This is a genomic window from Streptomyces tatrensis (assembly GCF_049310065.1).
Lineage (GTDB): Bacteria > Actinomycetota > Actinomycetes > Streptomycetales > Streptomycetaceae > Streptomyces.
On sequence record NZ_JBMDLB010000005.1, the window covers coordinates 198,494 to 219,984 of the forward strand.

The 21,491-nt window shown below is 71.2% G+C and carries 14 protein-coding genes; 2 read left to right on the top strand and 12 right to left on the bottom strand.

The annotated features are described in order from the left end of the window. Positions 1 to 68 precede the first annotated feature (68 nt). From ACODT5_RS02485 to ACODT5_RS02495, 3 genes are all read right to left on the bottom strand, one after another. On the bottom strand, positions 69 to 2,084 hold the full coding sequence (locus ACODT5_RS02485; RefSeq protein ID WP_422517495.1) for an ATP-binding cassette domain-containing protein: 2,016 nt from the start codon (positions 2,082 to 2,084) through the stop codon (positions 69 to 71). Between the two features lie 59 nt (positions 2,085 to 2,143). Further along, positions 2,144 to 2,560 carry an NUDIX hydrolase gene (locus ACODT5_RS02490; RefSeq protein ID WP_422517496.1) on the bottom strand — a complete coding sequence of 139 codons (417 nt, stop codon included), beginning with the start codon at positions 2,558 to 2,560 and terminating at the stop codon, positions 2,144 to 2,146. A gap of 441 nt (positions 2,561 to 3,001) precedes the next feature. Then, on the bottom strand, positions 3,002 to 3,940 hold the full coding sequence (locus tag ACODT5_RS02495; RefSeq protein ID WP_422517497.1) for a S66 peptidase family protein: 939 nt from the start codon (positions 3,938 to 3,940) through the stop codon (positions 3,002 to 3,004). A 170-nt stretch (positions 3,941 to 4,110) separates the two neighbouring features. On the opposite strand from ACODT5_RS02495, the gene ACODT5_RS02500 reads away from it, so the two are divergent. Further along, entirely contained in the window at positions 4,111 to 5,076 is a 966-nt protein-coding gene (locus tag ACODT5_RS02500) for a phosphotransferase family protein (protein WP_422517498.1), read from the top strand. Here ACODT5_RS02500 and ACODT5_RS02505 read toward each other — a convergent pair. Further along, complete coding sequence (locus ACODT5_RS02505) at positions 5,060 to 6,106, bottom strand: TauD/TfdA family dioxygenase (RefSeq protein ID WP_422517499.1); 1,047 nt, start codon at positions 6,104 to 6,106, stop codon at positions 5,060 to 5,062. The genes ACODT5_RS02500 and ACODT5_RS02505 overlap by 17 nt on opposite strands. Before the next feature lie 155 nt (positions 6,107 to 6,261). Between ACODT5_RS02505 and ACODT5_RS02510 the strand changes: the two genes are divergently transcribed. After that, positions 6,262 to 6,921, top strand: a complete 660-nt coding sequence (locus ACODT5_RS02510) for a pentapeptide repeat-containing protein (protein ID WP_422517500.1) — start codon at positions 6,262 to 6,264, stop codon at positions 6,919 to 6,921. An 11-nt stretch (positions 6,922 to 6,932) separates the two neighbouring features. On the opposite strand, the gene ACODT5_RS02515 is transcribed toward ACODT5_RS02510, so the two are convergent. From ACODT5_RS02515 to ACODT5_RS02550, 8 genes are all read right to left on the bottom strand, one after another. Then, the gene (locus ACODT5_RS02515) at positions 6,933 to 7,904 is read right to left on the bottom strand and encodes an alpha-ketoacid dehydrogenase subunit beta (protein ID WP_422517501.1); all 972 of its coding nucleotides are present in this window, start codon (positions 7,902 to 7,904) and stop codon (positions 6,933 to 6,935) included. Further along, positions 7,897 to 9,003 (bottom strand): thiamine pyrophosphate-dependent dehydrogenase E1 component subunit alpha, encoded by a 1,107-nt coding sequence (locus tag ACODT5_RS02520; protein ID WP_422517502.1) that lies wholly within the window; start codon positions 9,001 to 9,003, stop codon positions 7,897 to 7,899. The genes ACODT5_RS02515 and ACODT5_RS02520 overlap by 8 nt, the downstream gene beginning before the upstream one ends. Continuing rightward, on the bottom strand, positions 9,000 to 9,767 hold the full coding sequence (locus ACODT5_RS02525; protein ID WP_422517503.1) for a hypothetical protein: 768 nt from the start codon (positions 9,765 to 9,767) through the stop codon (positions 9,000 to 9,002). The genes ACODT5_RS02520 and ACODT5_RS02525 overlap by 4 nt, the downstream gene beginning before the upstream one ends. 13 nt (positions 9,768 to 9,780) lie before the next feature. Next, positions 9,781 to 10,797, bottom strand: coding sequence for an ornithine cyclodeaminase (locus ACODT5_RS02530; protein ID WP_422517504.1), 1,017 nt, complete (start codon positions 10,795 to 10,797; stop codon positions 9,781 to 9,783). Next, positions 10,794 to 11,840 (bottom strand): pyridoxal-phosphate dependent enzyme, encoded by a 1,047-nt coding sequence (locus ACODT5_RS02535; RefSeq protein WP_422517505.1) that lies wholly within the window; start codon positions 11,838 to 11,840, stop codon positions 10,794 to 10,796. Before ACODT5_RS02535 ends, ACODT5_RS02530 begins: the two co-directional genes overlap by 4 nt. Beyond that, positions 11,837 to 19,351, bottom strand: coding sequence for an amino acid adenylation domain-containing protein (locus ACODT5_RS02540; protein ID WP_422517506.1), 7,515 nt, complete (start codon positions 19,349 to 19,351; stop codon positions 11,837 to 11,839). The genes ACODT5_RS02535 and ACODT5_RS02540 overlap by 4 nt, the downstream gene beginning before the upstream one ends. 71 nt (positions 19,352 to 19,422) lie before the next feature. After that, entirely contained in the window at positions 19,423 to 19,671 is a 249-nt protein-coding gene (locus ACODT5_RS02545) for an acyl carrier protein (RefSeq protein WP_422517507.1), read from the bottom strand. Beyond that, the gene (locus ACODT5_RS02550; protein ID WP_422517508.1) at positions 19,655 to 21,214 is read right to left on the bottom strand and encodes an AMP-binding protein; all 1,560 of its coding nucleotides are present in this window, start codon (positions 21,212 to 21,214) and stop codon (positions 19,655 to 19,657) included. Before ACODT5_RS02550 ends, ACODT5_RS02545 begins: the two co-directional genes overlap by 17 nt. Positions 21,215 to 21,491 lie beyond the last annotated feature (277 nt).

Sequence of the window (21,491 nt, forward strand, 5' to 3'; positions counted from 1 at the left end):
GGCGCCCCGGGACGGGCAGCCCGCCAGAATATCGGCCCCCGCGCGGCGCCGAGCCGCTGACACGGAAGTCACGTCCGGTCCTCCGCGCGATCGGCAGCGGGGCCCCGCTGAGCGGGCACGCTGTCGGCGAAGGCCGCGGCCTGAATCAGGTAGGCGTCACGGAATTCGCCCGTACCGATGCTCTCGTCCATGAGCTCGGCGAACGTCCCGGACTCGGCGAACGTCCCGGACTCGGCGACCTGACCGTCCTTCATGACGTGGATGACATCGGCGTCGCGCACCGAATGCAGGCGGTGAGTGATCAGGACAACGGTCTGTCCCGTGGCGGCCACCGCGCGGATCTGGTCGAAGACCCGCTGCTCAGCTACCGCGTCCAGGGCACTCGTCGGCTCGTCGACCACCAGAATCCCGGCGCGTTTGTACCAGGCCCGGCTGATCCCGACCATCTGCCACTCCCCGCCCGATGCTTCTTGTCCGCCCTTGTAGCCGCGCCCGAGTAGCGTGCCGAGACCGCGGCGCAGTCCGGCGATGAACCGGTCGGCGCCGGAGAACAGGGCGGCGTCCCGGACTGCCTGGTCGTCGATGGGGGCGGTGGGCCTGCCGATCCCGATGTTGACCCTGACGGTGAAGGGCCAGCGGAAGAACGACTGCGACATGAGGGCGATGCGGGAGAAGATCTGCTTGCGGTCGGCCTTGGCGGCATCGACGTCGTCCCACCAGATCGTGCCGCCTCCGACGTCTGGGAGGTGCAGGCCGGCCAGGAGCTTGACCAGCGTGGACTTGCCCGAGCCGTTCGCTCCGACCAGGGCGATCACCTTGCCCATGGGGAACGCCAGCGATACCTCGCGCAGGGTCGGCTCCGGCGTCTCGCCGCCACTGCCAGGATAGGTGAACGTGACCTTCTCGAAGCGGACTTCCCGCACATCCACCGGCAGGTCCTCCCCGCTCTCCGGGATCGCCCGCGCCTTGGCCTCCGTACAGAGCCGCTCGAAGTCCGCCACAAAGAGGGACTCCTGGTGAAGGTCGGCCATCTGCACGACGAGGCTGTCCAGGCTGGAGGAGCCGGTGCGGATGGCGAGGACCGCGGTGCCGGCGACCGCGAGATCCATCCGCCCGCTCCACAAGAACAGTCCCAGCGCCCCGTACGTGAGCAGGGTGGCGACGCCGGATGCGCCGTCGGCGATCAATCCGATCTTCGCCGCGTTGCGGGCAAGGCGGGTCTGCTCGCGCTCGCTCGTCTCGGCCATCTCCCGGAAGTGAGAGAGGAGGAAGGGCCCGACCTCGTGGACGCGGACCTCGGCGGCCGCCTCCCGCTGGGTCAGCAACTGCCCCAGCAGATGTCCGGCCCGAGCGTGCTGGACGAAGGCGTGAAAGGAGAGGTAGCGCTGCCGGGAGATCGTCAGCGCCCTCCACCCGCTCGGCAGGGTCATCAGCACGAGCAGGGGCAAAAGTCCGACGTGCAGAACGGTGATCACGCCGGCCGCCGCGATCAGGGAGATCCCGGAGTTCAACGTGTTGGTGCAGTACCGGATCATGCGCCGGGCCGAGTCGGCCCCGTACCGGGCGGCGTCCAGCAGCCGGTGGAACTCGTCGTCCTCGATCGCCGCGAGCTCCACCCGGTGCACCAGCCCCAGGTACTGCTCGGTGGCCACCCGCTGGACCTTCGGCTCCAGCTCACCGGTGGCGGCCGTGGACGCGGACCGCAGCAGCGAACCCACCAACGCGGCGACGGCCACGACGATCAGCGCCGGGAACGCACTGGTCAGGCGCTCGTTCGTCCCGCCGCCGGCGAGGATGTGACCCAGGACCGCGTTGACGGCGACCAGCCCAATCGCCTGTACGACCCCGCGGCCCACCTCGGCGCCGAGGACCACTCGCAGGGCGCGGGCGTCGGCGAGATGCGCGAGGCGCAGCCCGGTGCCGACCATCCGGGGTAACCCTTTGGCCATGGTCCACAGGCCCAGCTTCAGCCAGGCACCCTCGTGCTGGTCCCAGCCGACGTCGTACGCCAACTCCCCGCCGAAAAGCAGCCGCTCCGAGTCCGAGACCGTCGACTGTGAGTCCTTGCTGTCCTCGCCGCTCATTCGTCCCCCTTGTTCATGGTTGGTCCGTGGTGGGTAACTCAGCCGGGTGCGGCCCGAGCTCAGCCGTCCAGGCAGCCGGTGCCCGCGGTCGTGGGAGCGGCGGGCATGGCGAGGGCGCCGTAGAGCGTGCCCGAGACGTACTGGTTGAGGACGGCGTGGGTCAGCGGCCGGCAGTCGGCCGGAGGCCCACCGGGATCTGCCCACACCACCTCGCTGTACTCGCCGGGGGCGCAGTTGCGGGGGTCCCCGGACCAGCGCTGTGCGGCGAAGACCGCGCACAGGCGGCCCGCGCCCTGCTCACTGCGGTAGTGCAGGAGGCCGCTGAGTTCGACGTCCTGTACCTCCAACCGGATTCCCAAGGTGTGGGAGGCACCTCGGCAGGCGGCTTCGTCCAGCCACTCCGCCGCCTCAAGCCGCCGGCTCACCAGGGCGAGCTGGCCCTGGTCTGGGTGGTGGGCCCGGCGGACCAACGCCACGCGCCCATCAGGACGCAGCGCGAGCAGTACCGCCTTCGTCGCCGGCCGGTATCCAGGCCCGCCGTGTTCGAATCGCGCGGAGGCCGTGTGGGGATTGGGCGTTGAGGACACTGGGCCTCCCTGCATGGATGCGGAACCGCGTGGATGGCCGAACAACTTCGTACGGACGGATGCCGTAACGGACTCGGAAGGGTGAAATTCCCGAACTGATATGCGATCTCGGCGTGCAGGGCGGTCCCTTCGGGGTTGGAGGCGTTTGAACTCACACGTTGGAGTGGACGGGGAGTTGAGGGCACCCGATCAGGGTCTTGCGCGGCGGCTGTTCGATGTCCATCGAGGACCGGCTGGCACGGATGCCTGGACCGGTTGGCGCACCCGGTGGGGAAGCCCCGGTGATCGGGTACGGCAAGAAGCGGAGCCGCTGGTTTCTGAGCCAGGTCTTCACGCGGCGACCCAGGGTGAGATGAAGGTGAGCGGGTGCTTTGCCTCGGAGTCCATCCGCAGGGTGGCGCCGATGGGCAGGGTGTACTTGCGCGGGGTGTGCCCGTACGGCAGGCCGTGGGCGAAGGGCCAGGCGTACTCGCGGCACAGCTCGTCAACCATGGCGGTGACCGTGATGCCCGCGGTGGCCTCGCAGCCGACGCTCTCCCCGATGATCAGTCCCGCGATCTTGTCGAAGACCCCGACGTCCCGTAGGTGGGTGAAGGTCTGGTCAAGGACGTCGGTGGGCTTGAAGGCGTCCTCGACCGCCAGGATCGCGCCGTCCCATCGGGGCTCCCACGGGGTGCCGAGCAGGCAGCGCAGCGACGAGAGACAGCCCGCGATCAGGGGGCCTTCGGCGCTGCCAGGTCGGGTCCAGGTCAGAGGGGCGCCGATCCGGGCGGCGGCGCTCTGGCCGGCGAGCATCGCGGTGAAATGCTCGGCCGTCTCACAGGGCGCGTCCGGGGCCGCGAGGTCCCACATCACCGACGGCCCGTGGAGGGTGACCAGGCCGGTTCGCGAGGTGATCGCGTTGAGGAGGAGGCTGGGATCGCTCACGCCGACGATCAGCTTCGGGTTGGCGGCAATCAGCGAGAGGTCGAGTCCAGACAGGAGCCGGTTGGAGTTCCTTCCGCCGCCCGCGCACACCACGGCCGCGATCGAAGGGTCGGCGATCATCTGGTGGAAGTCGTCCAGGAGCTCGTCGGTGGTGCCGGCGCGATATCCGGACCGCCCGGTGGCATGGGCGCCCACGACGGCTTCGAAGCCGAGGCCGGTGAGCGCCTGGACGCCGCGGGAGAAGACGTCGGGCAGGTCGGCGGGCTCCGGGGCTGAAACGGTGACGATACCGATCCGGTCGCCCTTGGACACGGGCGCAGCGAGCCGGGGTGTTGTGCTCATGGGGAGTTCTCCGTTCGTTGATTCGTTGGGTACCGGGCTGGACTACACGGCGGACCTGATGTCGGAGTTGGTCCACTGCGCCTCCAGAGGGCCGTCCGTTCCCCGACCGGCAGGTAGGGGCAGCGTGTTGCCATTGGGGTTACGGAGGCGGGTGAGGCAGGCTCTTGCCTATGGCTGATGACGCTGTTTCCTCCATGGATCGCGGAGTTCTGGATGTCCTGAGTAGACGGGTCCTCGGGGGTGCACAGGTCGTCGATGAGCGGCGCCTGTCGGGTGGATTCAGCAGCGACAACATGCTGCTGCGCACCGACCGGGGGAAGTCGTTCGTGCTCCGGCGGTATCCGCGGAGCAACACGTGTGCCGTGGAGGCGGCTCTGATGGAGCGGGTCCGGGAACGAGTTCCGGTTCCCGAAGTGATCTACGCCGATGACGGTGGGGATCTGTTGGGTGAGCCGTTCATACTGATGCGATTCGCTTCCGGGGTTCCGTTGACTTCGGTGTTCGCCGGCGCGTCGGAAGAGGACGGCCCGCCGTTGGCCGAGGCGCTGGCCGAGGTCCTGGTCGCCATCCACTCGGTGCGGTTCGGTCGGCCCGGCTTCTTCTCCGACGGGTCCCTGCTGCCCGATGCGACGCCGCCGGAGCATCATGACGACCTGGCTGCGTTCGTCGAAGCCGCCGTGGTTCGAGGGAACGCCGCGGCGGTGCTGTCGAAGGCGGAACAGCAGGCGCTGATGGAGCTCGCCGCCAGTTCCGCGCCACTGGTGGTGGCCGCGACCGCCGATGCCGATCAGCTGGTGCACTCGGACTTCAACCCCAAGAACGTGCTCATGCGCCCCGGGGACCATGGAACCTGGCGCGTGGCCGCGGTCCTGGACTGGGAGTACGCCTTCTCCGGCTCCGGCCTGTGCGACATCGGGAACATGCTCCGCTTCCCCCATGACCTCTCCCCGGGCTTCGCCGGCCATTTCCCCAGTGCGTACGAGATGGCCGGCGGGACGTTGCCAGGCCGGTGGCGGGAGATCAGCGAGGCGCTCGATCTGTTCGCGCTGTCGGATCTGCTCACCCGCGCACCGGACCATCCGCTCTTCGCACAGGCTGCGGCGGCCATTCGGCAGAGGCTCACTGCGAACCGCTGACGCGCGCCGTGTCCGCAGTAGCGGTCCGAAACCCTCTGCATGGTGCGGTTCCAGCCATAGCGACGAGCACTTCGCGGCTTCCCTGAAACGGGCGGCGCCCGTGAGCTACGGCGGTGTTGTCGACGAGGAGCACGTCGCCTCGTTGCCAGGGCTCGGCCCAGCTGCAGTTGGTGAAGGTCTTGTTGATCGTTTCGATGTCGCTGTCCGGGATGGCGGTTCCATCGCCGAAGGTGGCGTTGCGCGGCAGGTGGTCGGTGGGCAGCTGCCGTACGGCGGCCGCGATATCGCCGGGCAGCGCCGCGGGGTGGAAGAGGTTGGCCTGATTCAGCCAGACCAGGCGGCCCGTTCCTACCCGTGCGTGGGTGGCCTGCGCGATCTGGATGGTGTGCAGGACCGTTCCGTGGTCGTGCCACTCGGTGGTGAGCCCGGTCTCGGCGCACAGGCGGTCAACTTCGGCACGGTCCTCGGTCTGGAAGGAGTCGGCCCAGGAGACGTCGAGCCCGGGCCGATACCAGCGGTCGTAGCGGACGCCGTGCGCTTGGAAGCGGGCGACAAGGTCGGCGGGGAGGTGCTCGAGGACCTGGGCGGTTGACGCGAGCGGGGTCTCGCCGCCGCTGGTGGCGGAGGTGGTGCACAAAAAGCCGAGCACGGCCGGCCAGGTGGCGGCGTAGGACTGTTCGCTGTGCAGGTGGATGGCCTGGTCACGGCGGTACTCGGTGGAGGTGAAGACCTGCCCGTGGACTCGGCTGCGCGGCGTGGATCGGTTGACGTACTCCAGCAGCGGGGCGTCGGCGATCAGAGCGACCGTCTGCCCGAACGACTCGGCGGTGATGTCGGTGCCGCGCAGTCGGAGCGCGCCGTGGTCGGAGAGCAGGGCACGCACGGTGCTCAGGTGGGCACGGGTCCAGTCGAGTACCGGGACGGGGCCGCTGCCTTCGACGACCACAGCTGCGGGCTGCCAGGGGATGGTCGTCGCCTCGTGCACGACCGGGCCCTGGACTCGGATCGTGGTGGTGGTGTGTTGGCTCATTGCTTCTCCTGCGGGTGAGTTACGCCGATAGAGTCGGGGGCGTTCCCTTCCGGGACTCGCCTTCGAACCTGAGGCGGTCCCCTCTGGGCCCGTGCTGCCGTGCAGGCCGTGGGCCTCCTTCGCCTGTGCCGTCTTCGATGCCTGTGAGGTCCGCCATGCCCGCGCCCGCTCCCCGAGAACTTGCCGACCTGCCCTACGCGGGCTACCTGGAGCCATTTCTGGGCGAGCTGGAGCGGGAGGGCGATTACGACTCCGTCCACGCCGAGGGAAACGAGTTCACGGACACCGACGCCGGCAGTGCCCGCTTCACCGAGTCCGCGTTCTCCTCGGTCAACTTCACCGGGGGCCGCATGCGGCGAGCCCGGTTCAACGACGTGTGGCTGCACACCGTCCGTTGGGTCGGCACCGATCTGGCCGAGTCGAACTGGCTGGACGTGGAAGTCATCGCGAGTGCCCTGGCGGGCGTGGAGGTCTTCAGCGCGGAGCTGCGCCGGGTGTCCTTCTTCAACTGCAAGTTCGACTCGGTGAACCTGCGCACCACCACGCTGCAGGACGTGGCGTTCGTCGACTGCCTGCTGCGGGACGTCGACTTCGGCGGTACGAAGCTGACCGGCGTGACATTCCCCGGCTCGACGCTGGACGGCGTGCGTTTCGGCAAGGCGCAGATGAAGAAGGTCGACCTGCGCGGCGCCGTGGCGCTGGGGATTGCAGACGGGGTCGACGCGTTGAAGGGGGCCACCATCAGCAGCACGCAGCTCCTGGACCTCGCCCCGGCGTTCGCCCAGGCGCTCGGCGTCACCGTCAAGGACCGCTGATGGCCGGCCGTTCACGCGTACTCGTTCAGGGAGTGCACCGCGGTAAGGACGCGGTCGGTGTCGGGTAGGTAGTGCTCTTCCAGTCGGGGGGCCGGGTAGGGGGCGTCGATGCCGGTGACGCGGCGGATCGGTGCTTCGAGGTGGTAGAAGCAGGCTTCGGTGAGCCGGGCGGCGAGTTCTGCACCGTACCCGCCAAATCCGGCCGCTTCATGGACGATCACCGCGCGCCCGGTCCGGCGGATGCTGCCTGCCAGGGTGTCCACGTCGAGCGGAACGAGGGTGCGCACGTCGATGACTTCCAGGTTCCAGCCGGCGGCCGTTGCCTGGTCGGCGGCGTCGAGGGCGACCTCGACGCCGGGGCCGTAGGTGATGAGCGTGGCGGTCGTGCCGCGGCGGCGGATCACGGCCTTGCCGAACGGCTTGGTGCGCCGCGGGATCGGGGTGTCGTCCTTGGTCCAGTACAGGCGCTTGGGTTCGAGGAAGATCACCGGGTCTGGGTGGTCGATGGCCTCGCGCAGCAGGGAGTAGGCGTCGGCGACGGTGGAGGGCGTGACGACGGTCAGGCCGGGGGTGTGGGTGTAGTACGCCTCGGAGGAGTCGCTGTGGTGTTCGACGGCTCCGATGCCGCCGCCGTAAGGGATCCGGATCACCATCGGAAGGCTGACGCGACCACGGGTTCGGGCGCGCATCTTGGCCACGTGGCTTGTGATCTGCTCGAAGGCGGGGTAGGCGAACGCGTCGAACTGGATCTCGATCACGGGCAGTAGCCCGTTCATGGCCATGCCGACCGCGCAGCCGACGATGCCTGACTCTGAGAGCGGCGTGTCGAAGCACCGCCGCTGTCCGAACTGGGCGGTCAGACCGTCGGTGACCCGGAAGACACCGCCGTTCGCGCCGACGTCGAGGCCAAAGGTGAGGACACGGTCGTCGTCGGCCATTGCGTCCCGCAGCGCCTGGTTCAGGGCGCCGGCGAAGTTAGTCATCTCCGCTCCCCTCCGTCAGCAGGGCTGCGGTCTGGGCGAGGAGGTGGCTGGGCGGTTCGGCGTAGACGTGGGCGGTGATATCGGCCGGGTCAGGCACGAAGGGCTCCTCCGCGTACAGCCGCAGCTTGCGGACCGCCGCCTGGGCGGCCCGCGCGGAGCCCTCCAGATACTCAGGCGTGAGGATCCCGTGATCGTGCAGGTAGGCGGCGTACTGGTGGAGGGGATCCTTGTCCTTCCAGGGCTCGGGTTCAGCTGCCGGACGGTAGCGGGTGGGGTCATCCGAGCTGGTGTGCGGTCCGATGCGGTAGGTGAGTGCCTCGATGAGGGCCGGCCCCGCCCCGGCGCGTGCGCGCTCAACGGCGGCGCGCGCGGTCATCAGAACGGCCAGAACATCGTTGCCGTCGACGCGCTCGGCGGGGACCCCGTAGCCGATGCCCTTGTGCGCGAAGGACGGCGCCGCGCTCTGCAGGCGAGCTGGGGTGCTGATCGCGTACCCGTTGTTCTGGACCACGAAGACGACCGGCGCCTGGTACGCGGCGGCGAAGGTCAAGGCGGCGTGGAAGTCGCCCTCGCTGGTGGCGCCCTCCCCCAGCAGTACGAGGGCGACGGTGTTCTCGCCGCGGTAGCGGGCGGCGTGCGCGAAACCGACCGCGTGCGGTGCGTGCGTGGCCAGGGGCGTGCACAGCGGGGCAGTGCGCTGCTCGTACGGGTCGTATCCGAGGTGGCGGCGGCCGATGGGGCCGGCGAGGACCTCGGCGGGCTCGGCGCCGCGGGAGATGACGGCGATGGAGTCGCGGTAGGTCGGGAACAGCCAGTCCGGGCGCTTGAGCGCGGCGGCGGCGCCGACCTGGCAGGCTTCCTGGCCGCGGGCGGCGGGGTAGACGGCCATCAGGCCCTGTTTGGCCATGGCGGTCGCGGCGTCCTCCACCGCTCGGCCGAGGAGCATCGCCCGATACAGCTCCCGGAGTTCCTCCGCCTCGGGTATCCGGCCGAGGCTGGTGGCCGAACCGGGGGCGGGCCGGCCGTTCAGGACCTGCCGCAGATCCTCGGGCAGGGTGGCGGTGAACGGGGCGGTTTCGGTGAGGGTGGCGTCGGTCACCGGCTCTCCCCGAGCGGGGTGTTGCGGTACATCCACAGGTCCAGGTGCGGGCGGTCGCTGCCGATGACTCGCGGGTTGCGGGTGACGGTGACGCTCACGGTGGCACCGAGCTCGTGGGCACGGCGCAGGGCGGCCTGCTGCAGTACCCGGGACAGGCGCAGCCCCCGGTTCGGCTCGGGGACCGCTCCCCAGGTCTGGAACGCGGTCCGGTTCTTGACGGTGAGCGCCGATACGGCGGCCGCCTCGGGAGCGGCGCCGCGGTGGAGGGTGATGAGCTCGGTGTGCGCGACGGCCTCACGGAGCTGTGCGAGGACCTTGTCCGGGGCGGTGCGGGTGTCCGGGAAGCAGGCGGTGACCAGACGGAGGAAGTCCTTCTCGGTCTCGGCGTTGCCCAGGGTGCTCAAGCAGACGGTGGTGGCGTCGTCTGGGGTGACCTCGACGGGGCCGGTCTCCTCCACGATCACGTGGAGCGGCCGGTCGTCGGCCTGCCAGCCGCCACCGAGGTCGATAGGGGTGGCCATGGTGGTGACGGGGACGAGGAGGCAGGCCGTCGGTGCGGCGCCGGCCCACCGCTGGTCCCAGAAGGCTCGGGCGGCGGCGAGTTCGCGCGGTCCGGGGGTATGGGGTCCGGTGTGGATGATGGGTGAGAAGCTCGGGGAGGGCCAGCCGGGGACGGTGCAGGCGCGCAGCGTGCCGTCTTCGAGGTCGGTGACGTCCTGGGCGAGGACGGCGAAGCCGTCCAGGGCGGCCTTGAGCAGATCCATCAGTGGGTCTCCTTCAGCGGGGCAGGTGGGTTCCGGTGCCGCAGGCCAGGGCGGCGGCGTGGACGCGGGCGGCCAGGGCGATGTCGTGGACGCCCATTCCGAAGGGGTTGATCACGATCCGGTCGGTGGGGGCGATCGGCCTCGGGTAGGTGCCGGCGAGGAGCGTGGAGATCTCCCCGTCCACCTGGCGGCCGCCCGGGGGTGGCGTGTGGCCGGGGGCGGTGACGCGTCCGTCGTGGGCGAGGCGGCCGAGCAGGCGCGTGGTGTCTTCGGCGACGAGGGTCCAGTCGTCGATGATCAGGTGGTCGCAGCCGAGCAGCAGTTCCTCGGTGGCGTCGTCGAGGGAGACGTTCACGAACACCGCCCCCGCCTCCAGCCAAGCAGTTGGCACGTATCCGATGTTCGTGGTGGTGGCGGCGATGACGACCTCGCTCCCGCGGACCGCGTCCTCGGCCCGCTGCGCGACGGTGATCTCGGTGTCGGGCAGGTCCTTGCGGGCGTTCGCCGCGAACTCCCCCCCGCGCGCCGGGTCAGAGTCGTAGACGGTGACCGTCTGCAGCTCGGCCCTGGGGGCGAGGAGTTCGAGGTGTGTGCGTGCCTGGCGGCCTGCGCCGAGGAGGCCCACGTGCCGCAGGTCAGCGAGATCGCGGACGGCGCGGAGCGCGGTGAGGGAGACGGCTGCGGTGCGCAGGGCGCTGATGCGGGCGCCCTCCATGATGCAGACGGGGGCGGCGGTGTCGGGATCGGACAGGATGATCAGCCCGTGGGCGCGGGGCAGGCCGCGGTCGGGGTTGCCGATGCAGGCGTTGATGACCTTGCAGCCGTAGGTGCGCTCATGCCAGGCCGGGAGCGTGAGGCTGCGGGCGCCGGTAGCGTCGCCGGCCGTCCAGCGCAGAGCGGCCTCCGGGGTGATCCCGGCCCGGCCGGCCCGTACGGCGAGGAACGCGTCGGTGACCGCCTCCAGCGGATCGAACCGGCCCAACATTTCGGCGACGCGTTCGGCGTCCAGGTACAGCAGGGTGTCGTTCATCGGGCGGGTTCTCTTTCCATGGTCAGGTGCTGGAGGGCGGCGGAGGCGGATGATGTCGCCGGTTCGCAGAGGGCGGTGCGGGGCGGGCTGGGGGCGTAGATCGTGTTCTGGTAGCGGTCGCCGCCGTCCGGGCACAGGCACGCCACATCCCTTACCTGGGGGTTTCGGGCGGCCGTGGTGATCGCGGCGAGGACGGCGGCGCCGGCTGATCCGCCGAGCGCGATCCCGGTGCGGGCGTGGACGATCCGGCAGGTCAGCGCCGCGTCGGCGTCGGTCATGTACGCCACGTGGTCGTAGTGCTCGGCGGTGAGGAGCCGGGAGGTGAGGCCGGACCCGAGGCCGGGGAGCTTGTCCGGTCTCGGGGCCGCAGTTTGGCCGGTGGCGGCGGAGCCGACCGCGTCCACCGCCCAGATCCGTACCTCGGGAGCTTCGGCGCGGACGTAGGTGGCGACGCCGGCCAGGGTCCCGCCGGTCGATACCGGCACGAGCACCGCGTCCGGGTACGGGAGCCGCCCGTGGTGCAGGAGGGCGGGGCCCGTCGTGGCGGCGTGCGCGGCGGGCCCGGCCGGGTTGTGATACTGGTCCGTCCACACCGCGAGCGAGTGGGCGGCGAGGAACTCACGTACTGTGCGCAGGCGTTCGGCGACAGCGTGGCCCCTGTCTGGCGTCTTCACTTGGATGAGCTCGGCGCCCAGGCCGGCCATGAGACGCAGGCTGTAGGGGGAGGTGGCGTCGTCGACGACGAGAGTGCAGCGGTAGCCGCGCTCGGCGCACAGCCCGGCCAGGGCGATACCGAGGTTGCCGGAGGTTGATTCGACGACGTGCCCGCCCGGGTGCAGGCGGCCCGTCTCCTCCAGGGCGCCGAGCAGCGCCAGGGCGGTCCGGGTCTTGACGGATCCGTAGCGGCTTTCGCCTTCGAGGTGCAGGCGAAGCCGCAGTGTCCGGTCGGCCATGGGCAGGCAGAGCAGCCGTACGGCGCCGGTGGATATGGCGGAGGGAGCCTCGTGCACGTCGGTGGACGGGGACGGGGGCGCGGCGGTCATCCTTCACCGCCCGCGAGGCGGGTGTCGTCGAGCATCATCGGCGCGCCGTCGAAACCGGCCCGCGTCAGGTGTCGGTGGACCTCGGCCGTCTGGTCGAGGGCCGGTTCTCCGAGCACCGGCGGCAGGCTGCCGGTGAGGGCGGGCAGTGCGGCGGTCAGGCAGCCCATCGCGGTGCGGGGGCTGGGCCGGTATCCACGCAGTGCGCCGAGCCCGTCGGCCAGGAGCGGATCGGTCGGGGACCAGCGGATTTCTCGCAGAGGCTCCGGCCACTGCAGGACGCCGCCCTCGCTGATGTACAGCTCTCCGGCACGGGCGCGGTCGATGGCGGCGTCCGTGTCGAACAGGTGGGGTGCGGAGTCGTCGATGACGATCGTGCCGGCGTTGAGCAGGCGGGTGTCGAGGAGGCCGGTGGCGCTCGCCGCCCCCACGATCACACCGGCTCCGGCCACGTGTCCGGTCACCTCGTGCGGCAGAGCGGTCACCGCGGTCAGCGGCCCGTCGTAGCCTGCTGCACGGACGGCGTGTTCGGCGGCGGTCAGGCGGTGCTCGGCGGTGCGGGACTCCACGAGGGTGAGGGCGGCCGGCTGGCCGAGCACGTGGAGCAGCAGCTCCGTGCTGGCACGGCCGATCGAGCCGAGCCCGATAACGGCCACATGCTGATCCGCCCAGGCGGCGTCGGCCGTGCTCAGGGCTCGGGTGACGTTGAGGACGACGGTGGCGGTGGTCACGTCGTGCCCCGTCGTCACCTCGGTCGCCAGGCTCGGCAGGGTCGTGCCGTACTTGGTGGCCGCGGGGATGAGACCGGTCAGCGCGGTGCGGGCGGCCCCGTGGCGGTGCGCGTGGTCGGCGGCCCGGGCGATCAGGTTGGCGAGCCGGTCGGGAGCGGTGAACATCTCGTCCCCGAGCAGGGGCAGCAGGTAGTGGCCGACCGTGCCGAACGGGGTGGCGACGATGCGGCGAAGTACCGGTGCCTCGCCGAGCCGGTGAAGGATCTCGTGGGCCGGGTGGCCGGCGCGGGCGAGCGCGGCGGGTGTGAGGTAGCCGACCGCTGCCGCGTCCAGGCGCCCGCCGGGCACCAGTCCGAGCAGCTCGTCGGGATCGTTCAGGGTGGCGGTGATGACCCCGGCGACTCCTGCCGGGGCCCGGAGCGGTCCTGGGGCGGTGGGTCGGTTCGGGGTGAGCAGGTGCGTGAGGTCGATGAGGCGCGGGGCGTGGAGGAGGTCGGTCACGGTGACCGGCCGCCCCAGGCGGGCGCTGATCCGGGCGGTGAGACGGACGCTGTCCAGGGAGGAGCCTCCCTCGGCGAAGAAGTCGCTCTGCGGTCCGGGCGTACGGCCGGTGATCCGTGACCATTCCTCGGCGATGACCTCCCCCACCGTCCCCGGCCGGTCTGCCATCGCGGGCTGCGAAGGCGCGGTACGGGCGGGAGGGGTGGGGGCGTAGGGGGCGGTGGTCAGGGCGTTGCGGTCGAGTTTGCCGTGCGGGGTCAGCGGCAGGTCCGCGGTGAGGGTGATCTCGTCGGGCAGCAGCCACTTGGGCAGGTGCTCTCGCAGATGTGCCTGCAGCTCACGGCTGTGCACGGTGTATCCGGTGCGGGGGACGACGACGGCGCGCAGCCGCCCGCCGCCCTCGCTCACCACGGTCGCGGCCGCGTCCTTGACCGCGGGATGGGTGCGCAGGTGGGTTTCGATGTCGCCGAGCTCGATCCGGCGGCCACGGACCTTGACCTCGGCGTCGATGCGTCCGAGCCACAGCAGTTCACCGCGCTCGGTGAACCTGGCCCGGTCGCCGGTGCGGTAGCCAACCACCCGGTGCTGCTGGTTGCGGATGAACCGGCCGGGCTCATCGTCGGGGTCGAGGTAGCCGAGCCCGAGGCAGGCGCCGCTCACCCGGAGTTCGCCCTCGGCTCCGAGGGGGACCGGCTGCCCGTGCTCGTCGGTGACCTGGCAGACGATGTTCGGGATTGGCCGGCCGATCGGGACCACGCCGGAGATGTCCGGGTCGTCGATCAGCTGGTGGGTGATGTCGTCCGCGCATTCGGTGGGCCCGTAGGCGTTGACGATCGGGGCCCCGCCCGCGCGCAGCCACCGGCGGCACACCTCGGCGGGGACGGCCTCGCCGGTCACCATCAGGCAGTCGAGGCGGCTGCTGGTCCTCGGCCAGGGCACCGCATTGCAGTCGATGGCGTCGAGGAGCGCGGCCAGGTGGCTGGGCACGGTCTCGAACAGCCGCACGCCGCGCTCGTCGAGCCGCTGGAACAGGCGGGCGGGGTCGAGGAGGACCGCGTCGTCGAGGACGACGACGCGGCCGCCGCGCAGCCACGGGACGGCGAACTGCCAGATCGAAACGTCGAACGAGGCGGGCGCCGACTGCCCCACCACGCCGAGCTCGTCGAGGCCGAGCAGGTTGGCTTTGGCCCACCAGTGGTTGACCATCTCCGCGGGGCCGATCCGGGTGCCCTTGGGGCGGCCGGTGGAGCCGGAGGTGAACAGCACGTACGCGGTCTCGGCCAGCGGACGCGGGGCGAGCGACGGCGCCGGCCCGGCAGGCAGAGCCCCCATGTCGAGGCGTGTCAGCGCCCCGGGCAGTGCTGCCGTGGCGCCGGTGTGCTCGCGGGGGTCGGTGAAGACCAGCTCCACGGTGGCCTGGTCGGTCATCTGCTGGAGGCGTTCGGCCGGAAGCCCAGGCGAGAGCGCCACGTAGGTGCCGCCCGCCCACCAGATGCCCAGCACGGTGGCCCAGTAGCGAGCTGACCGGGACGCCATCACGCCCACGACCGGATGCGCGCTGTCGGTGTGCTGACGGATCTGGTGGGCGTAGGTGCGGCTGAGGGCGGCCAAGTCCTCGTAGGTGTAGGACTCGGTGCCGTCCTCGACGGCCACCGCGTCCGGCCGGCTGGTGGCGTGCGCCTCCACGATGCGGGCGAGGGACAACTCCGCGGGCCAGGTACGTTCCGGGCCACGGCCGACCTGGTCGAGACGGGCGAGTTCAGCGGCCGGGAGGCGGTCCGTCTCGACGGGCGCGTCCACGTCCCGGGCAGCTGTGCGGGCGGCGTGGACCAGGCAGTCCAGGAACCGCCGCGCATCGGCCGCGGTGACGGCCGACGTGCGATGGTCAACCGACAGGCGCATACGCTGGCCGGTCGGATCCAGCGAGCACTGCACCGTCAGGTCCAGATACGTCTGGTCCAGCGCCGCGACCTGCCGCAGGCGCAGGGCCCGGCCGCTGTCGTCGAACAGGTCGCGGTAACGGTGGAATTCGGTGTAGTTGAACACACAGCTCGGCTCGAATCCGGGCACCAGGGCCCGCAGCCCGGCGTACGGGGTACGGCGGTAGCGCCACGAGGACTGCTCGGCGGCCACCAGCTGGCCCACCAGGTCCCGCCACGTCGTGCCGGGACGGATCTCGACCGCAGCGGGCAGCATGTTCAAGAACAGCCCGACCAGGTCCTCCGCGCCGTCCTCTTCCGGACGGCCGTTGACCATCACGGCGGACCCGCTGCGCTCCCGGCCCGTGAACAGGGCGACGGTGCGCATGTGCACCGCCCACATCAGGGTGCGCAGCGACACTCCCAGCCGGTCCGCGGCCTCCCGGAGCGCAGTCACCTCGGCTTCGTCGAGGTGGTGGTTCCACCGGCTCCAGGTCGTCGGTACGTCCGGGTCGCCCGGCGCGAGGGCCAGGCGCCACGCCGTGCCCTCCTGCCCCACCACCGCGTGCCAGTGAGCGAGCGCCTTCTCGTCGGTGGCGGCCGCGGCCTCCAACTCAACGAAGCGCCCGTACGACGCAGCTGCCCGGCCGTTCAGGGGTCGCGCGGTCGCGGGAGGCTGCGTTCCCGCGCGGGAGGCGGCGAGGTGCTCGTACGTGTCGAGGATGTCCCGACCGAGGACGGCCACGCTCCAGCCGTCCAGGAACGGCTCGACGATGGAGAACATGACCGTCCCCGGCGTGAAGCGGTGGAGATGGAAGGTGAACAGCGGCGCGGTGTCCCAGGAGAACGGGAGGGTACGGACCTCCTGACGCCACCGGCCCCACGCCATCTCCCGCTCGCTGTCAGAGAGCGCCGTGAGGTCGTGCTCGAGCACCTCCACATCCACGGCCTCCAGGACTACCTGCTGGGGACCTGCCAGGTCGGCCAAGTCCACCGCTGAGCGGAGGAACTCGTGCCTGCCGGCCACCTGCGCGAGCGCCTCGCGCAGCAACGCGGCATCGATGGCGCCATCGAGCTCGTAGGAGGTGAGGTAAGTCAGGTAGTCGGCGCTCGCCTGCCGGTGGTAGAGAAGGCCGAGCTCCAGCTGTGACAACGGGAACCGTGCCGCCACCCGGTGCCCGTTCCACACCACCGGCGCGGCCGACACCTGAGGTCCGGTCAGGGCAGGGAGCCCCGGAGCGCTGCTGGGAGCGGGGCGCACACGGGCGGCGAGCGCGGCCAGGGTGCGGGCCTCGAAGATGTCGGCGACCTCCAGCACAACGCCGCGGCGCCGCAGCAGGGCGACCAGGCGCAGCGCGGTGATGGAGTCCAGGCCCAGGTGGAACAGGTCGGCGCCGGCCGGGACCTGTGGCATGTCCAGCACCTCGCCGGCCACGGCCGCGATCAGCTCGGCGGCCCCATCGGATGCGGGTGCTGCGGGGATGGTCGCGGCGGTCAGGACGTGGCCGGACAGGCCGGTGAGCCGGGTGCGGTCCAGTTTGCCGCTTGCCGAGTACGCCAGCTCCGGCACCACCGTGAACCCAGCGGGGATGAGGGATGCCGGCAGGTGGTCCGCGGCATGGGACCGCAGGTCAGCGACCTCAAGCGCAGCCCCGTCGCGCGCGATGAGGTAGGCGTGGAGGCGGCGCCCGGCCCCCTCCCCATGGTCGGCGACGGCGGCGGCCGCCACGTCCGGGTGGTCGGCCAGGACGGCATCGATCTCCGCCAGCTCCACCCGCTGCCCGTTGATCTTCACTTGGTCGTCGGCCCGGCCGAGGAACTCCAGAACCCCTCCCGAGCGCCACCGGGCCAGATCTCCGGTGCGGTAGGTGCGCTGGCCTTCCGGGCTCACCGAGAACCGGCCCGCATCCAGCGAGCCGTCGCCGACGTAGCCCAGGGCCACCTGAACGCCCTCGACCACGAGCTCGCCGACCGCCCCGAGGGGCACCTCGGATCCGTCCTCGCTGCAGACGCGCACCGTGGTGTTGTCCACCGGGCGGCCGATCGGGACGAACGCCCGGCCCTCACCGGGCCGGTAGGTGAATCCGGTGACGTCGATCGACGCCTCGGTGGGCCCGTAGAGGTTGTGCAGGCAGATCCCGAACTGCGTCTGGGCGCGCCGGGCGAGCGCGAGAGGCAGCCGCTCACCGCTGGTGAACACCTGTTTCAGCGCCGGGAAGCGGCGCCCGGCTGCCGAGTTGAGGAACTCGGCGAGCATGGCGGGCACGAAATGCACCGTGTCGACGGCGTACCGGTCGAGGACGTCGGAGAGATAGGCGGGATCCGCGTGCCGCCCGTGCCGCGCCGCGACCACCGTCGCGCCGGTCATCGGCGGCCACAGCAGCTCCCACAGGCACACGTCGAAGCTGAGCGGGGTCTTGGCCAGCACCACGTTGCCCGGGCCGATCGGGAAGGCGCGCTGCATCCAGGCCAGGCGGTTGATGATCCCGGCGTGGGAGATGGCGACGCCCTTGGGGCGGCCGGTCGACCCGGAGGTGTACATCACGTACGCGGCTTGGGTCGCCGCGCCTTCCAGGGCGAGCGGCACCGGGTCAGGGGTCTCGATCAGCACGGTGACGCGCAGCACCTGCCCGAGGACCCGCAGGGTGTCGGGTCCCTCATCCGCCGCCGGCTCGATGAGCAGGTGGGCGCGGCTGTCGGTGAGCATGAACTGGGCCCTGGCCGGGGGAAGGTCCGGGTCGCACAGCAGGAGCACGCAGCGGGCGTGGAGCACGCCGTGCACGGCGGCGATCAAAGCGGCGCCGCGCGGCATACGAACCGCGACCGCCCTGCCTGCGCCGGCTCCGAGCCCGGTGAGGTGCCCGGCCACGGCCAGGGCCGCGGCGGCGAGCTGTGCGTAGGTCACCGCCTGGCCCCCGGCCACGGTGTCGTCGACGACGGCAATACGAAGGGGATCCTCCGCGGCGCACGCGAAGAAGGGGGCCTCCACCCGGCGCCCGCGCAGCTGCACCTGGCGCCCGGACGCCGCCCCGCCACGGCTGTGGCCGAGCGCTGGGACCGGCTCGTCCAGCCTGGCGGTGACGGCGCCGGTCACCGCGGCGGCCGCGAGATCGGCGAACCATTCCCGCTCACGGGCATCGACGGCGTTCGCGCGGTACTCGAAGGTCAGTGCCAGGCGCCCCTCGTGGGCTGCGACGTGGACGCTCAGGTCGAACTTGGCCGTCCTGCTGGGCAGCAGGTAGCGCCGCCAGTGAAGCCCGGCAGCCTCGACGGGCTCGCCCCGGTAGTGGGTGAGGAGTCCGGTCGGCTGCAGCTGGTTCACGACCGTCACCGAGGTTCCGTCGGGCTTGACCCCGGTGTTGAAGAGGGCCTCGGTGTCACCCCAGTCCGCGTGCACCGCGGCCTGGCGCAGTTCACCTCCGACCTCGGCGAGGAGAGCAGCGACGGACTCACCCTGACCGGAAGGCAGCCGCACGGGCAGAGCGCGGACCCGGTAGCTGACCTCGGTGTCCTCGTCGGGCAGGCGGTGGCTGAACGGCACCCGCACCGCCACCTCGCTCTCGCCGCCGAAACGGGACAGCGCCGCTCCGATCCCGGCCAGCACGACCGCGAACGGGCTCGCGCCAGCCTCCGTGGCGCGCGCGGAGGTCTCGGAGACGGTGACGTCCAGGACGCGCTGCATGAGCACGCCGACGTCGTCCGCCGTCCGCGTCCGGTTGCGGCCCCGAGGCAGCAGCACGGTGGACTCCGCCAGGTCCAGACGGGGGCGGAAGAAGTCACGGGCCTCATCCGGCGTGACCAGTGGCTGGTAGGGCAGCACCTCCCGGTCGGCCGCCGTGGCATCGGGCCCGTCGGTGGACTCCCGGTAGGCGGCGATGACCTCGTCGACGAGGCGGCGCAGGCTCAACCCGTCGCAGGCGCAGTGGTGCACGGTGATCTGCAGGAGCGCCCCGGCCGACTTCAGGTCCCACAGCACCAGGCGGTGCAGCAACTCGCTGGCGAGGAACGGGCGGCGGGCCTCGGTCTCCAGCGCGGCGGCGCCCGAGCCCTCGGCCCAGGTCCGGAGGTCGGCCGTGGTGACAGGGACGGTGCGCCAGTGCGGCTCGATGCCGAGGCGTTGCCAGACGAGCTGTTCCCCGCCGCCGTCCACCGTCGAGTGCAGGGCTCGATGCCGGGCGATGACGGTGCGGGCGGCGGCGTGGAGCAGCGCGGGATCGAGCCGGCCTTCGATCTCCACGGCCGCGCAGATGTTGTAGGCGGGGCTGAGGGGGTGGCGCTGCTGGTGACGCCATAAGGCCGCCTCGGCCCCGGTCAGGAGCACCGGGGAGGCGGACACGACGGCGAGGGACGATGAACTGGTCACGACGAGAGCCCATCTGCGGTAGGGACGGCGGACGGAGCGGCTGGCGCCCGAAGGTTGCGGGAACGTGCTGGTCAGGTCGTCATGCGTGCGACGCGATCAGCGAAGTCGTTGACGTCCCCAGCCGTGTTGAGCGTGTCGAAGGGCACGCGCAGGCCGAGGGTCTTGTGGAGCGCGCCGAGCAGGCGCAGCCCGGACAGCGAGTCGCCGCCGGCCTCGGTGAATGTGCCGCTCGTACCGTCGGGGAGAACGCTCAGCCACAGCTCGCGGACGCGAGCGCGCACGTCCATCCCGGGAGCATCGGTGTCATCGGTGGTCGGCATCGGCCTCTCCTCCTGCGTGGTTGTCCTCGAAATAGCGGCCCGCGAGCTGCTGGTGGTCGGTTTTGCCGTTGGGCAGCAGCGGCCAGTGGGTCGTCACCGTGATCTCGGCGGGCACCATGTGGGCCGGGACCCGGTTTCTCAGCCACGCGATCACCTGCCGGGGATCCGGGCCGGACGGTCCGTGGGCGGGCTCAACCGTGCACACCAGGCCGCGGTCGGAGGCGGCCACGACAGCGGCCCGCTGCACGTGGTCGTGGGCGATGAGCTGTTGCTCAACGCTCTCGGCCGCCACCCGCATGCCGCGGACCTTGACCATGCGGTCCGCTCGCCCCCGCCACACCAGCCCTGCCGTGGACTGCTCGGCATGGTCGCCGGTCTCCAGCCGCCGTACCGCGGCCCCAAGGCCGGAGCCAGCGCCGCTCCCGAGACGTCCGAGGGCCACGGCGCGGCCGGTGACAACGATCTGGCCCTCTGGGTGCTCGGTGTCGCTGAAGGCGGGCGCCAGAGAGACGGTGACGTGGTCCAGTGCGGTGCCGATCGGTACGGCGGCATCTTCCGGCTCGCTGCCGGTGACCTCGTAGGCGGTGACGATGCCGGTGGTCTCGGTGCAGCCGTACATGTTCCACAGCCGGACGTGCGGGGCCAGCCGCCGGGTGTGGTGGGCTAGGTGGCCGTCCAAGGGCTCACTGGCGAACAGCACGCGCCGGACCCCGGCCAGCATCCGCCGCGCGTCGTCCTCCGGTAGCGCGTCCAGCAGAGCTCGCCAGAACGACGGTGTCACGTCCAAGTGCGATACCAGCTCCTCGTGGACGAGGTCCGCGAACTCCCAGGGCGTGCGCACCTGACCGTCAGTGGGGACCACCACGGTCGCCCCCACCGCGAGCGGAACAAGCAACTGCCGCATAGCGGATGAAAAGCCCAGCGGCGCGACTCCCAGACACCGGTCACCGGCGCCCAGACCGACCCGTCGGGGAAGCGCCCCGGCGTAGTCGGCGAGCCCTCCGTGCCCCAGCAGGACTCCCTTGGGATCTCCCGTCGATCCGGAGGTGAACATGCCGTATGCGCCTGAGCACGGGTCGATGGGCGCCAGCGGGAGGCAGCCGGACAGGGGCGACAGGAGCTCCACGGCGCTCAGGCACCGGTGTCCCGGAGGCACACGGCCCGCAGCATCCTGGTCGACGATCACGGCGCGAACATCCGCTGCCCTGGCCATTACCGCCAGAAGCGCGTCCGGGTAGAGCGGGTCCAGCGGCAGGTAGACCGCGCGGGATCGCATGATGCCGAGAACCAGAGACGGCACCTGATGCGAACGGCTGGAACAGACGCCAACGACGTCACCCGGTGCTACCCCAGCCTCCAGCAGCCGCGCCGCCACCGCATCGGCCATATCCATCACCGTGCTGTACGTCAGGGGGGTAGGTCCGGTGACGGCCTGCGCATCGGGGCGCTGCCGCGCCAGTCGTCGAACGAGATCCGGCAGGCCCTCCGAGGCAGAGGGTGCCTCATCGCCGCGCTGCTCCAGGTGGGAAAGCTCAGGTCGCATCGATGCCTCCGTCGATGGCGGGGCCCGTGAGGGCCGGCGAATCAGCACGGGTTCTCCCGCCTGAACTGGCCTGGTGTGCAAGTTCGTACGCGGCGGCGCTGTTCATGCCGCACAAGCCCGCGGTGAACGGGGTAGAGCGAATCCAGGCGCTAGTCCTGGTGAGGACATGGGGGTTATGTCGCGTCGGGCGGGCGTCCGAGGCGCGGCTATGCGTAGCTCAGGCAGCCGCCTGGCACCAGTGAGCCTCGGGCGGGCAGGATGAGTCATCCATGAGCGG

Excerpts from the sequence above, each read along its gene's own strand:
- ACODT5_RS02485 (WP_422517495.1), bottom strand. The coding sequence starts at position 2,084 with ATGAGCGGCGAGGACAGCAAGGACTCACAGTCGACGGTCTCGGACTCG.
- ACODT5_RS02495 (WP_422517497.1), bottom strand. The coding sequence starts at position 3,940 with ATGAGCACAACACCCCGGCTCGCTGCGCCCGTGTCCAAGGGCGACCGG.
- ACODT5_RS02500 (WP_422517498.1), top strand. The coding sequence starts at position 4,111 with ATGGCTGATGACGCTGTTTCCTCCATGGATCGCGGAGTTCTGGATGTC.
- ACODT5_RS02505 (WP_422517499.1), bottom strand. The coding sequence starts at position 6,106 with ATGAGCCAACACACCACCACCACGATCCGAGTCCAGGGCCCGGTCGTG.
- ACODT5_RS02510 (WP_422517500.1), top strand. The coding sequence starts at position 6,262 with ATGCCCGCGCCCGCTCCCCGAGAACTTGCCGACCTGCCCTACGCGGGC.
- ACODT5_RS02515 (WP_422517501.1), bottom strand. The coding sequence starts at position 7,904 with ATGACTAACTTCGCCGGCGCCCTGAACCAGGCGCTGCGGGACGCAATG.
- ACODT5_RS02525 (WP_422517503.1), bottom strand. The coding sequence starts at position 9,767 with ATGGATCTGCTCAAGGCCGCCCTGGACGGCTTCGCCGTCCTCGCCCAG.
- ACODT5_RS02530 (WP_422517504.1), bottom strand. The coding sequence starts at position 10,797 with ATGAACGACACCCTGCTGTACCTGGACGCCGAACGCGTCGCCGAAATG.
- ACODT5_RS02535 (WP_422517505.1), bottom strand. The coding sequence starts at position 11,840 with ATGACCGCCGCGCCCCCGTCCCCGTCCACCGACGTGCACGAGGCTCCC.
- ACODT5_RS02545 (WP_422517507.1), bottom strand. The coding sequence starts at position 19,671 with ATGCCGACCACCGATGACACCGATGCTCCCGGGATGGACGTGCGCGCT.
- ACODT5_RS02550 (WP_422517508.1), bottom strand. The coding sequence starts at position 21,214 with ATGCGACCTGAGCTTTCCCACCTGGAGCAGCGCGGCGATGAGGCACCC.